10 protein-coding genes are annotated in these 12,920 nt (G+C 53.0%); 8 read left to right on the top strand and 2 right to left on the bottom strand.

Annotated features, from left to right (window positions below):
- Positions 1-38: 38 nt before the first annotated feature.
- From KDC22_RS18390 to KDC22_RS18370, 5 genes are all read left to right on the top strand, one after another.
- Positions 39-1,175 (top strand): MFS transporter, encoded by a 1,137-nt coding sequence (locus tag KDC22_RS18390; RefSeq protein ID WP_246553752.1) that lies wholly within the window; start codon positions 39-41, stop codon positions 1,173-1,175.
- Positions 1,176-1,264: 89 nt separating this feature from the next.
- Positions 1,265-1,990 carry a phosphonate ABC transporter ATP-binding protein gene (locus KDC22_RS18385; RefSeq protein WP_173139500.1) on the top strand — a complete coding sequence of 242 codons (726 nt, stop codon included), beginning with the start codon at positions 1,265-1,267 and terminating at the stop codon, positions 1,988-1,990.
- Between the two features lies 1 nt (position 1,991).
- On the top strand, positions 1,992-3,293 hold the full coding sequence (locus KDC22_RS18380) for a hypothetical protein (RefSeq protein WP_211719945.1): 1,302 nt from the start codon (positions 1,992-1,994) through the stop codon (positions 3,291-3,293).
- Positions 3,286-3,984 carry a response regulator transcription factor gene (locus KDC22_RS18375; protein WP_173139498.1) on the top strand — a complete coding sequence of 233 codons (699 nt, stop codon included), beginning with the start codon at positions 3,286-3,288 and terminating at the stop codon, positions 3,982-3,984. The genes KDC22_RS18380 and KDC22_RS18375 overlap by 8 nt, the downstream gene beginning before the upstream one ends.
- Positions 3,981-5,384: a sensor histidine kinase gene (locus KDC22_RS18370; protein WP_173139496.1), complete on the top strand. Its 1,404-nt coding sequence runs from the start codon at positions 3,981-3,983 to the stop codon at positions 5,382-5,384. The genes KDC22_RS18375 and KDC22_RS18370 overlap by 4 nt, the downstream gene beginning before the upstream one ends.
- Positions 5,385-5,508: 124 nt before the next feature.
- Here the strand turns inward: KDC22_RS18370 and KDC22_RS18365 are convergent, their stop codons facing one another.
- On the bottom strand, positions 5,509-6,732 hold the full coding sequence (locus KDC22_RS18365) for a glucose-1-phosphate adenylyltransferase (protein WP_211719944.1): 1,224 nt from the start codon (positions 6,730-6,732) through the stop codon (positions 5,509-5,511).
- 216 nt (positions 6,733-6,948) lie between these two features.
- On the opposite strand from KDC22_RS18365, the gene glgB reads away from it, so the two are divergent.
- The 3 genes from glgB to KDC22_RS18350 are packed head-to-tail and all read left to right on the top strand — an operon-like array spanning position 6,949 to position 10,582.
- Positions 6,949-8,865 (top strand): 1,4-alpha-glucan branching protein GlgB, encoded by a 1,917-nt coding sequence (glgB, locus tag KDC22_RS18360; RefSeq protein ID WP_211719943.1) that lies wholly within the window; start codon positions 6,949-6,951, stop codon positions 8,863-8,865.
- A gap of 44 nt (positions 8,866-8,909) precedes the next feature.
- A complete protein-coding gene (gene glgA, locus KDC22_RS18355; RefSeq protein WP_211719942.1) occupies positions 8,910-10,346 on the top strand; it encodes a glycogen synthase GlgA in 1,437 nt (478 codons plus the stop codon).
- 59 nt (positions 10,347-10,405) lie between these two features.
- Entirely contained in the window at positions 10,406-10,582 is a 177-nt protein-coding gene (locus KDC22_RS18350) for a hypothetical protein (protein WP_211719941.1), read from the top strand.
- 375 nt (positions 10,583-10,957) lie between these two features.
- Here the strand turns inward: KDC22_RS18350 and KDC22_RS18345 are convergent, their stop codons facing one another.
- The gene (locus KDC22_RS18345) at positions 10,958-12,721 is read right to left on the bottom strand and encodes an alpha-glycosidase (protein WP_211719940.1); all 1,764 of its coding nucleotides are present in this window, start codon (positions 12,719-12,721) and stop codon (positions 10,958-10,960) included.
- Positions 12,722-12,920 lie beyond the last annotated feature (199 nt).

Below are 12,920 nucleotides of genomic sequence, written 5' to 3'. Positions count from 1 at the left end.
CAGATTCAAAGTCGTTATCGCTTGCACGCAGCGGCAGAATGAATTATTTGATTTTGATTGCCGTTATTATACTGGCAGGAATGAGCCAAGGGATGCTGCTGCCGGTCTTATCCATTCTGCTGGAGCAAAAAGGCGTCTCGTCCTCACTGAACGGACTCAATGCGGCCGCCCTTTATGTGGGATCGTTTGCCATGACGCTGGTTGCGGAACGGGTGCTTGGCGCTATAGGCTTCAAAAAGCTGATCGCTGCCGGGCTCGCTCTGGTGCTGGCGGCGCTGCTGCTGTTCCCGCTGCTGACCGGAGTGAAGGTCTGGTTCGTGCTCCGCCTGCTGGTCGGAATCGGCGATTCAGCGGTCAACTATGCCGCACAGCTCTGGGTACTGCTGATGACACCTGCGGAGCACCGTGGTCGGAACCTCTCGTTGTACGGAATGTCCTACGGCCTGGGCTTCAGCCTGGGGCCGCTTGGCATCAGCCTGCTGCGGTTCGGCCAGTCTGCTCCGTTCCTGATTACGGCACTGCTGTTCGTGCTGGTGCTGCTGCTCGTAGGGCTCAAGCTGAAGGACTCCCGCCCGGAAGCCATGGCGCACAGCGAAGGCCAGGCCAGCCGGTTTGGGCGAAGCTACCGTCTGGCTTGGTATGCGCTGATTCCGGCGCTGTTATACGGCTACATGGAAGCCAGCCTGAACAGCAACTTCCCGGTATACGGACTGCGCATCGGCTTCAGCACCGATCAGATTGCCGCCCTGCTGCCGTTCGCAGGCATCGGGGGCCTTCTCTTGCAGCTGCCGCTTGGCATATGGAGCGACCGCTACGGCCGCAAAGCCATCCTGATTGCGGCAGGCACAGGAGGAGGCCTGGCCTTCACGCTGCTTCCGCTGGCGGGTGAGCATTTCCTGCTGACACTGCTGCTGCTGATGGTAGCCGGGGGACTTGTAGGCTCTTTCTTCTCGCTTGGATTAAGTTATGCCGCCGATATCCTGCCGCGCAAGCTGCTTCCGGCCGCAAATGTAGTGTCCTCTTTTCATTATAGTCTCGGAAGCATAGCGGGTCCGGGCATCGGCGGAGTCCTGCTGCAAACCGGCTGGGGCGGAAGTGTATTTGCGCTAATGGGCGGCCTGTACATGATGTTTGGACTGGCAGGGTTATTATTCTCGCCACGGAAGAGTATTTGAGGTAAGATAAGAACGAATGCTCGCATGGAATTTGATCCCGCTTTCAGAGTACACTATAGAGTAGAGTCGAAGACAGGAGAGGCTGACCTATGATTACAGTTGAACATTTGGCCAAAGCGGTCGGGGAAGATAAAGCACCGGTTCTGCAGGATATCGGATTTCAATTAGAGCCGGGAGAATTTGTGGCGCTGCTGGGACCCAGCGGAAGCGGTAAATCGACACTTCTGCGGTGTCTGGCACTGCGCGAGAAGTGGGACAGAGGGAATTTCAGGGTAGACGGGACCGATATTATGAAGAGCCCGTTTGCCGGCAAACGTAAGATCCGCCGGGAATGGGCGTATCTGGAGCAGAACGCGGAGCTGAATCCGAACCGCACTGCACTGAAGAATGTGCTGATCGGACAGGCCTCACAGACACCGCTGTGGCGGATGGCTACAGGAATGGTCCGTTCGGATGATTATATGGGGGCTATGGACCAGCTTGATCTGCTCGGCCTGCTGGATAAGGCCAAGCTGAAGACCAGCCAGCTCAGCGGCGGTGAGAAGCAGCGGGTGGCGATTGCCCGGGCACTCGTTCACGGCGCGAAGGTGATCCTTGCCGATGAGCCGGTTACGGGCCTGGACCCCAAAACGGCGGAGAATGTCCTTGAAACGCTCCGCAATCTGTGCAAGGAGACGGGGCTGACCGTTCTGACCGTTCTGCCGATCGAGCTGGCCGAACGCTTTGCCAGCCGTCTGTGGGTGCTGGAGGATGGAAGAATCAAACATGATGTCAAAGGACGCCGGCTGACCTCGCAGGAAAGGCTGCATCTGTGAAATGAAACTCAATATGCGCCTACTGGGAGGGCTTGCCGCAGCCGCTCTGTCCCTGTTCGCCCTATCGGGCTGCACCTTTATCAGTGATCCGGTCTCCCAGATGAAGGTACCTCAGCTGTCCGGTGACAAGGCTTCGCTGATGGCAGCCATTAACTCTTCATTGAAGACGCTGGATGCCACGCTGCTTCGTCCGGCCAATGATGATAACAGCTCGATTTTCACCGAGGATCTGGACAACGATGGAATTATGGAGACGCTTGTGTTCTACGAGACGAAGAACGAAGCGGTGGTGATCCACGGGATGATTCTGGAGAAGCATGAGGATACCTGGGTGAAGAAGCTTGTTTTTGACGGCGACGGCACCGTGCTGGATTCTGTGGAGCTTAAGGATGTCACGGGTGACGGGAAGCTCAATATTGTCACCGGCTATTCCCGCGGGGAAGAGAAGGGCGTGAAGGGGATGGTCGTCTACAGCTATTCCGGCGGGGAGCTGGAAGAGATTCTGACCAAGCCGTACACCAAATATATCATCGGCGATCTGAACGAAGACGGGATTCCGGATATCACCGTGGTATACTTCAAGCGTAATGAATTCGCTACAATAGCTGCCTACCAGTATAACGACAGCTTCAAGCTGCTGGATGAACTCGACGACCTGGACCCGTATTTCAATAGCTATTACAATATTGTCTCAGGAAAAGTGGCTGCGAACAAAGAGGGGATCGTCCTGGATTCTGCCGTGGATTCGCGCTCTGCCTACACAACGGTGGTTGTAATGGATAATAATAAGCTTCGTGTGGTGATTCCGGGAGATGCCCGCACCTTCAAGGACCGCAAAATCGTCAGCGAGGATATTGATATGGACGGAGTTATTGAGATCGGAATCCTGGTTCCTCCCAAGGGCTGGGAGTATTTCGACCCGGAGACTATTCCGTATTTCAATTCTTATTACAAATGGGACGGCAAAGAAGGCCTGACCTTCAGCACCCAGCTCTATAATGATCCGCTGGACCGGTTCACCATTAATTTCGCTCCCGAATGGCAGGAGCGGGTGACCATTGACACCAAGTCGGTTCAGAACAAATCGCTCAAATTCATTATGACGGATACCGGAGAGACTGTCGCCGAGGTCTCGTTCTTCTCACCGGCGGAATGGGACCGGGTGAAGAATACCGGCTGGAAGCTGCTCGGACGCGATCTGGACAAGATGATCGGGTACCGTGGAGAACTGGAACAGAATACAATCGGAGGAGAAGAGGGAAGGGTCAAATCCTCTATCGAAAGGAAGGGAATCGATGAGTAAAGTACTGATTCTGGAGGATGAAGAATCCATCCGCAGTTTTATTGTCATTAACCTGAAGCGCAACGGCTTTGAAGTACTGGAGGCGGCAGACGGCAATGAAGCGCTGCATAAGCTGACTACCATACATGATATTGATATCGCTTTGCTGGATGTCATGGTTCCCGGCATCGACGGCTTTGAAGTCTGCAGACGCATCCGGGAGACCAATGAACGGCTGGGAATTATTTTCCTGACCGCCAAGGTTCAGGAGCAGGACAAGGTCTATGCGCTGTCCGTAGGGGCAGATGACCATGTCAGTAAGCCGTTCAGTCCAACCGAGCTGATCGCCCGTATCCAGTCGCTGTTGCGCCGGGTCAATGTTCACCGGGAGCAGTCGGCCAAGGTATCGTTCCATTCGGGTCCGTTCACCCTGGATCTGATCTCCAAGCAGTTCAAGCGGAGCGGAGAAGCGATTGAGCTGACGCCAACGGAATTCTCACTGGTGCAGTTCTTCCTGGAGAAGGAGAATACACCGCTTAGCCGTGACTCCCTGCTGGATCATGTGTGGGGCAAGGAGTATATGGGTGACCCTAAGATCGTTGATGTCAACATCCGCCGCTTGCGTCAAAAAATCGAAAATAATCCGTCGGAGCCTGAATACCTGCAGACGGTGTGGGGGCACGGCTATAAATGGAAAGGTCAGGTACAATGATCAAGAAGGGGATGCGCAGACAGATCGTACTGCACTATATTCTGGTAGTCTTTGTGGCGCTTCTCCTCGTTGAGACGATCTTTCTGCTGGCGATCCGCACGTATTATTACAACAGCATCTACAGCAAAATCACCACTCATATCAGTGTGGCTGAGACTTATGTGAAGTATGGAATCGACGAAAGGTCGCCGAACCAGCTGGAGCAGCTGCTTGAATTATTCAATATGGAGTTTACCGAGCTGGAGGTTCTGACCCTTAAGGGGGACATCATCACCAGCTCCACCGGGTTCCAGCCGGACCGGACGATCACCACCAGTGATGTCCCCGAGGCGGTTGGCGGCAATATCGGCCGCTGGGTGGGCCGCCAGGCAGGCACCAATGAGAATGTCATGGCGGTATCCAAGATGGTGCAGATCAACGCTCATGATACATATGTGCTGCGGTATCTGACCTCCATGGAAGGTGTCAACAAAAATCTGCTTAATCTGACCTTGCTCTCCATCGGCATCGGGATGGCAGTTGTGTCCATCGTATTAGTGTTCAGCTTCGGTCTGGCCAATTCCATTGTGCGTCCGCTGAATAATATTACGGCAGTGTCGGCGCAGATGGCCAAGGGCAAGTTCACCACCCGGATTAAGGGCGATTACCGGTACGAGATCGGAGAGCTGGCTTCAACGCTGAATTATATGGCGGATGAGATTGTCCGCAGCAACCAGATCAAGGATGATTTCATTTCTTCGATCTCCCATGAGCTGCGCACCCCATTGACCAGCATCAAGGGCTGGAGTGAGACGCTGGTCTCCGGCGGCTATGATCCTGAAGAGACCAAGCTTGGCGTAGGGATTATCTCGCGGGAGAGCGACCGGCTGATCGGGCTGGTGGAAGAGATTCTCGATTTCTCCAAGCTGCAGCAGAACGAAATGAAGCTGTCCATGGGACAGGTGGATATCAAGGTTCTCCTGCAGGAGACGCTGCTCAATATCTGGGCCAAGGCTGAGAAGAAGCGGATTCATCTGCTGCTGGAATGTGAGGAGACGATCTTCACCAGAGGGGATGCGAACCGCTTGAAGCAGGTCTTCCTCAATCTGGTGGACAATGCGGTGAAGTTCTCGCCGGAGGATTCCAGTATCGTATTGTCGGCGGAGCGCCTGTCATCTACGGAGATGGCTGTCACCGTCCGCGACAGCGGCATCGGGATCAGTGAGGCGCATCTGTCCAGAGTGCGGGACCGCTTCTTCCAGGTCGATGCCCTGAACGGCGGAACCGGTCTCGGGCTGGCTATCTCCCAGCAGATTGTGGAGCTTCATCACGGCAAGCTGGAGATGGACAGCGAGCTTGGCAAGGGGACTCAGGTTACCGTCATTCTGCCGCTTGTTGAGGTAGAGCAGGAGAAGTCCTGATCGAAATGGCAACATATAACGGATAATTCAATAAGTGAACACACACAAAAGGGATACAGCATAGTCCAAGCGGACCGGGTTGTATCCCTTTGTATGTAACAGCCCTGCGGGCTGAAAAATTAGATTATGAAGGCATACCCTCTGCGCGAAGACGGCCGGACTTCTCATAGACCTCCTGAAGCAGACGGGAAGGCTGCGTACGGACCAGCGGTTTGGCAGCTACAATCTCGTGCGGACCGACAACTACGATGTTATCCGTACTGCCTTTAATCACAGCACCGTCCTTGATGACTGCACCTTCACCGATAATCGCATTCTCAATCAGAACACCACGGCCGATGCGGGCACCCGGCATAACCACACTCTGATTGATTCTGCTCTGCTTGCCGATCTCTACGCCGCCGAAGATTACAGAACGCTGCGGGGTACCTTCGAGCAGGCAGCTGTCGTGAACCAGGCAATCCGCTGCGGGAATCTGAACCCGGGGTCTGACGGCGGTGAGCTTGGTGCGCATGGCACGGCTGTACATCGGCCAGCGGGAGTTATCGAGCTTGAAGCCATCCTCTGTCTGCAGAAGATCCATATGTGCTTCCCAGAGGCTGCTGACCGTGCCGACATCTCTCCAATAGCCCTTGAAGCGGTAGGCGAACAGCTCATCGCTTGCATCCAGCATGGACGGAATCACATCTTTACCGAAATCATGACCGGAGTCTGGATTTGCCGCATCGCGCACCAAATGAGCCTTGAGGTATGCCCACTCGAACAGATAGATGCCCATGGAGGCCAGATTGCTCTTCGGAGCTTTTGGTTTCTCGGCAAACTCGGAGATTTTGAAATCCTCATCCACGTTCATCACACCAAAGCGGCTCGCTTCCTCCCAAGGTACCTCCATTACCGAAATGGTGGCCTTTGCGGACTTGGCGATGTGATAATCGAGCATTTTGCGGTAATCCATGTGATAGATATGGTCTCCCGACAGGATCAGAACATGCTCCGGATTTTGACTGTCAATATATTCTATATTCTTATAAATAGCATCGGCGGTGCCTGTATAGCTGTCTCTGCCTTCAACTCCAGAAGGGAGCAGTTTTACACCCCGGTCACTCTGGCTGTGCAGCCCCCAGGGCTCGCCTTCACCGATATGCTGATGCAAGGATTCTGCTTCGTATTGAGTCAATACTCCGATCGTATCAATCTTGGAATTCACACAATTGCTGAGGGGAAAATCAATAATTCTGTACTGTCCGCCGAAAGGGACTGCAGGCTTAGCCATGCTGGTAGTCAAGGGGGCCAGTCTGCGGCCTTCTCCGCCTGCCAGAAGCATGGCGATACATTCTTTTTTACTCATTTGTTATCCCTCCCATTTTTTTGTCAATGCTTGTAATATACACGCTCTGTGGGCGCTTGAAACGGCATAGGGGAATTATATTGCTGTGAATCAAGAAAAATTACATAAACATTTTCTTTATTCAGAAATCGCCGGATTTACTCGCAAAATCATTTTCAAATGCAGCATATTCGGGTAATGTAAAAGGTGCATCCTATATACAAAGGTGGTGATGATTTGGCCGATTTATCAAAAACAGTAAACCTCCCGTCAGCTGAAGATATTTATCTGTTCCATGAAGGCACGAATTATCGCAGCTATACGATGCTTGGCGCGCACATTGCCGTCCAAGAAGGGCAAGCCGGTGTTCGCTTTACCGTGTGGGCTCCTCATGCGGCATATGTAGGACTGGCTGGTGATCATAACAGCTGGGATGGAACATCCGATCTTGATACGTTATATAAGATACCCGATTCAGGATTTTGGAGTCGTTTTTTCCCGGGTATAGAGCCGGGAACTTTTTACAAATACAGGATTATAGGAGCGGATGGGACAAGCTTCCTCAAGGCCGACCCCTACGCCTTTAAGGCAGAAGTTCGTCCCGCTACAGCATCCGTCGTGGCAGATCTAGAAGGCTACAAATGGGGGGATGCCGCCTGGCGCCGGAAGAGCAAGGGGCCTTACCAGGCACCGATGAACATTTATGAGATGCACCTGGGCACCTGGCGGCAGAAGGAAGACGGAGAGCTCTATACTTATAGAGAGATAAGCAGCCTGCTGATCCCTTACCTGACAGAGATGAGCTATACCCATGTGGAGTTTATGCCGCTCGCTGAACATCCTTATGATCTGTCCTGGGGATATCAGGGGACTGGTTACTTTGCGGCCACCAGCCGCTTCGGGGAACCGCAGGATCTGATGTATCTGATTGATCAGCTGCATCAGGCGGGCATCGGGGTTATCCTGGACTGGGTTCCGGCTCATTTCGCGAAGGATGCCCATGGCCTGCGCTTGTTCGACGGTTCACCGTTGTATGAGTATGCTGATCCGATGCTGGCTGAGAAGCCGGGCTGGGGCACCTTGTCCTTCGACTTCAGCAAACCGGAGATTTGGTCCTTCCTGATTTCTAATGCCTTATTCTGGTTTGAGAAATATCATATTGACGGTATGCGCGTCGATGCAGTTACCAGTATGCTGCGGCTTGATTTCGAGAAGGATCATCATCAGTACAGAACGAACGAGAACGGCGGGCTCGAGAATCTGGAGGCGATCCGTTTCATTCAGCAACTGAACCAGACGATCTTCCAGTATTATCCGAAGGCGCTCATGATGGCCGAAGAATCCAGTGCCTGGCCGGGTGTCACTTCACCGGTGCATGAAGGAGGCCTTGGCTTCAACTACAAGTGGAATATGGGCTGGATGAATGACACCTTGGGCTACATAGAACGTGATTTCGGATCACGCCCTTACCATCATAATTTGTTGACCTTTCCGATATGCTATGCGTATGCCGAGAACTACACGCTGCCGTTGTCCCATGATGAGGTGGTTCACGGCAAGAAGTCGCTGCTGGACAAAATGCCCGGCTCCTATGAGCAGAAATTTGCCGGTCTGCGGATTCTGCTTGGGTATCAGATCAGTCATCCGGGTAAAAAACTGCTGTTCATGGGCGGAGAATTCGGACAATTCATCGAATGGAAGGATCAGGATCAGCTCGACTGGCTGCTGCTGGATTATGAGAGCCACCAGCGGATGCTGGGCTATACGGCTGCGCTCAATAAGCTGTACCTTGCCGAGAAAGCCCTGTGGGAGCTGGATCATGAGATGGAGGGTTATCAGTGGATTGATGCGGACGACAACGGCCAAAGCGTTGTATCCTACATCCGCAGAGGGAAGCGGCCGGTTGATACGCTGCTGATCATCATCAACTTCCAGCCGGTGGAGCGCCGGAACTACCGCATCGGGGTGCCGCGTCCGGGCGTATATGAGGAGTTATTCAGCTCGGAGAACATCGAATACGGCGGATCAGGCATCCACAATGAGCCTCTTACGAGCACGAAGACAGAGTGGCATAATCAGGTGAACAGTATCGAGCTGACCCTGCCGCCGCTTGCGTTCGTGGTGCTCAAGAAGTCAGGACGCAAGGGCAAATGAATGTTGGAACCATAAATTAAGTTCGATCAGAAGGGGGAAACTGGATGAAAGTCTTATTTGCTGCGGCCGAAGCCCATCCATTTATCAAAACAGGCGGCCTGGCCGATGTGATCGGAGCCCTGCCGAAGGCTCTCAAAGCCGCCGGAGTGGATGTACGGGTTATCTTGCCCAAATACAAGGGGATTCCTGAGAAATACACTGCTCAGATGGAGCATATTACAGCTCTTGATGTGCCGATCGGCTGGCGTAACCAATACTGCGGGATAGAACGGATTGTCTTTGAAGGGATTCCTGTCTATTTCATAGATAATGAGTACTACTTCGGGCGTGATGGGATCTACGGCTATATGGATGACGGAGAACGGTTCGCTTTCTTCAACCGGGCGGTGCTGGAATGTCTGCCGGCGATTTCTTTCCAGCCGGACGTCGTACATTGCCACGACTGGCATGCGGCGGTAATCCCGCTGTTACTGCAGGCGCATTACCGCCATAATCCGTTCTACAGCGAGATGCGTACGGTATTCACCATACATAATCTCCTGTACCAGGGCGTATTCCCTTATTCGGTGCTCGGTGAGCTGCTGGGACTGGACGACAGCTATTTCCTGGGCGTCGAATACTACGGGAACGTGAATTATATGAAAGGCGGGATTGTCTACAGTGATCATGTCACGACGGTCAGCCCGACCTATGCGGATGAGATCCGCACCCCGTATTACGGATACGGCCTCGACGGGCTGCTGGCTTCGCGTTCGGATGCCCTGAGCGGGATTGTCAACGGCATTGATACCAAGAGCTACAATCCGTCCAGCGATTCGTCGATCTTCACCCGCTACCGCTCCAATCTGACTAAGAAGGCCGAGAATAAGCTGGGTCTTCAGCAGGAGCTTGGATTGCCGGTAGCGCCATATATTCCGATGGTAGCGATGGTTACCCGTCTGGTGGATTCCAAAGGTCTGGATCTGCTGACCCGTGTCATGGATGAGCTGCTGTATTACGATGACATTCAATTTGTCCTGCTCGGAACGGGGGATGAGGTCTACGAACGCTGGTTCCGCGAGGCGCAGTGGCGTTATCCGAACAAGCTGTCTTCGCAGATTCTGTTCAATGATGCCTTGTCCCGCAAAATCTATGCCGCCAGCGACATCTTCCTGATGCCGTCCAAATTCGAGCCCTGCGGCATCAGCCAGCTGCTGGCGCTGCGTTACGGCAGTATTCCGGTGGTCCGTGAGACCGGCGGGCTTAACGATACCGTTCAGGCGTACAACGAAGAGACCGGAGAGGGCAACGGCTTCACTTTCAAGGACTATAACGCCCATGATATGATGTTCACCCTCCGCCGCGCCGTATCGCTCTACCACAAGCCGGAGCACTGGAAAAAAGTGGCGAAAAACGCATTCTCCGGCGATTACAGCTGGAATGTATCCGCGCAGCAGTATATTGACATCTATAATAAGATTACAGCTCCGGTTACGGAGTAGCATAACCCGATTTCATACGCAAAGACACTCCTCAATGGATGATTTGAGGAGTGTCTTTTGTGATGGAATTTATAGGCTTCACTGAAACGGTAACGTCCTTTAAAAGGACGGCAAGCCGTTCCTACTTAAGCGTGAATGTAGTGGACTCCGGTCAACCGGTGAATGCGCCCCGCAACCGCATTGGCTCCGCTATGGCAGTGTCGGCGGACGGCGGTTGTGAGGGGCGATGGGAATAGTGGGAGTAGTTGGATTTTCTACACTTGCTTATAGAGAATACAGCCCTGCGGCAACAGCAGTTGGATAAACAGCACTTAATGGACAGCAATCAGCCCGTTAAGAGCAAATTCGCGAATTTAAATGACGTTTATCCAATTAATTACCGCAAACCCTCGAAAGTGGCAGAATTAAGATACGTTTATCCAACTACTTAAGAAGCACAAAAGAATAAACAAAAAAGCAAAAGAAGCAGAGGGGAAATTTGGAACTGTAGGAGCGGCCGGAAGTCCAAATGTTCACCACAGTGACGATGAAGCTTCAAGTTCAAAGCTTATGTGTTGGTCTTGTCCTTGTTGATCCAGGAGTGGAAATAGTGTTCAATCCTCTGCTCACGTTCAATCATTAGATCCCACCTCCACAATATGGCGGAACAGAATCCGGTACCCGTACGGCTCCAGCGCCACATTCATCATCCCGCGCTCAGGGACCACCGCTTCTCCGGTCAGCGCGTCCAGCCAGTCACTGGTCTCCATCGGGTGGCTGAGCGTGCGCGGCTGCGGTGAATTGTTCATCCAGACGGTGAAGTGAATCCGCTCATCTGCGCGCTCGTAGACGATGCACGGATCGTTCTCGCAGGCCAGAAGAATCCGGAACCGGCCCTCACGCAGTGCCTTGTTCTCCTTGCGCAGGCCAATCATCATCCGGTAAAAGTCATACAGCTCACGGTCCTGCTTCGCCTCATCCCACTCCATACATTTGCGGCAGTCCGGGTCTTCATGTCCGGTCAATCCGATCTCGTCTCCATAATAGATACAGGGCGTGCCCATGAAGGTGAACAGGAAGACGACCGTCAGCTTCAATTTCCGTTTATCTTCACCCAGAACAGTGAGCAGGCGGGGCGTGTCATGGCTGCCGAGCAGATTGAAGACCACCTCGTTCGTCTGCTGCGGATACCGCATGAGCAGGCCGCCGATCCGGTGTCCGAACGTGATGCCGTCCATCCCGCCGTTGAAGAATTCCAGCACCGTGCCCGAGAAGGGGTAATTCATCACCGAATCGAACTGGTCGCCGAGCAGCCAGGTCAGAGAGTCGCTCCACACCTCGCCAACGATATAGGCATCCGGGTTAGCGGCTTTGACTACTTTGCGGAAATCGCGCCAGAAGTGATGGTCCACCTCATTGGCCACATCCAGCCGCCAGCCATCTACCTTGATCTCCTTGATCCAGTATTCCGCGACCTCCAGCAGATAGGACTTGACTTCGTGGTTGGCGGCATTGAACTTCGGCATATTGCCATAGAAGCCGAACGTGTCGTAGGTCGGAATACCGTCCACAATCTCAGCGGGAAAAGAATTGATATGGAACCAGTCGCGGTACACAGAGTATTCGCCTTTTTCCAGAACATCCTGGAACGGGGGGAACTGATCGCTGCAGTGGTTGAACACGGCGTCGAGCATGACGCGGATGCCCCGCCTGTGGCATTCTTCGACAACCTGTTTGAGCAGCAGATTATCGCCGAAATGCGGGTCCACTCTTTTATAATCCACGATGTCATATTTATGGTTGGAAGGGGAGACGAACAGCGGCGTGAAGTAGAGCGCATTGATGCCCAGCTCCTGCAGATCCTCCAGATGATCGAGCACCCCCTGCAGGTCACCGCCGAAGTAATTATCCAGCTTCGGTGTGCCGCCCCAGGCTTCAGTACCCTCAGGATCATTCGAAGGGTCACCGTTCGCGAACCGCTCGGTCATAATCTGATAGAACACCGCATCCTTGGCCCAGGTAGGGACTCGGAACAAGTCCACCCCGTGAATATAAGGGAACTCATAGAAGTGATTGGGCGGCTGAGGACATTCAGAGCGGATGCCGTTATCCAGCAGATACACCGTCTCCATACCTTTGCTGACGCGAAAAGTATAGCTGAGCCGCTTATATTTGGGACGGACCGCCGCTTCCCAGTAGTCGAATTTATCGTCGGAGGCAGCTTTTTCCATCACGATGTCATAAGCGGTATGCTGCCAATCATATTTGTCACCCGTAAGGGCAACTACATAGTCCACATCATCACGTTTGGTGCGCACCCGCAGATGAATGGTGTCGGTATCATAGGCATACGCCCATTTGTCACGGGGAACATGGTACATCGCTTCCAGCAGCATAAGTGCACCTCCTACAGGTTGTGAGTGTAATTATTCCGGCGGTAAATGGAGATAATCTATAGTAGATAGTATTATAACCCTCCTGTTATAGGATGTGCAAAATTCACAAAATTGTCTTTGCATATTCATACGATGTGATTTATAATAAATCGGTCAATGGGATGGATAGGAATAGAGACTATAAATAGAACAGGGGAGA

Source organism: Paenibacillus tritici (genome assembly GCF_018207515.1).
In the GTDB taxonomy this organism is placed as follows: Bacteria; Bacillota; Bacilli; order Paenibacillales; family Paenibacillaceae; genus Paenibacillus_AQ; species Paenibacillus_AQ tritici.
Note: the sequence above shows the minus strand (reverse complement) of the source record. Positions and strands in the feature narration are given on the sequence as shown.

Coding starts and splice junctions, on each gene's coding strand:
- glgA (WP_211719942.1), top strand. CDS start 8,910: ATGAAAGTCTTATTTGCTGCGGCCGAAGCCCATCCATTTATCAAAACA.
- KDC22_RS18365 (WP_211719944.1), bottom strand. CDS start 6,732: ATGAGTAAAAAAGAATGTATCGCCATGCTTCTGGCAGGCGGAGAAGGC.
- KDC22_RS18345 (WP_211719940.1), bottom strand. CDS start 12,721: ATGCTGCTGGAAGCGATGTACCATGTTCCCCGTGACAAATGGGCGTAT.
- KDC22_RS18370 (WP_173139496.1), top strand. CDS start 3,981: ATGATCAAGAAGGGGATGCGCAGACAGATCGTACTGCACTATATTCTG.
- KDC22_RS18390 (WP_246553752.1), top strand. CDS start 39: ATGAATTATTTGATTTTGATTGCCGTTATTATACTGGCAGGAATGAGC.
- KDC22_RS18380 (WP_211719945.1), top strand. CDS start 1,992: ATGAAACTCAATATGCGCCTACTGGGAGGGCTTGCCGCAGCCGCTCTG.
- KDC22_RS18385 (WP_173139500.1), top strand. CDS start 1,265: ATGATTACAGTTGAACATTTGGCCAAAGCGGTCGGGGAAGATAAAGCA.
- KDC22_RS18375 (WP_173139498.1), top strand. CDS start 3,286: ATGAGTAAAGTACTGATTCTGGAGGATGAAGAATCCATCCGCAGTTTT.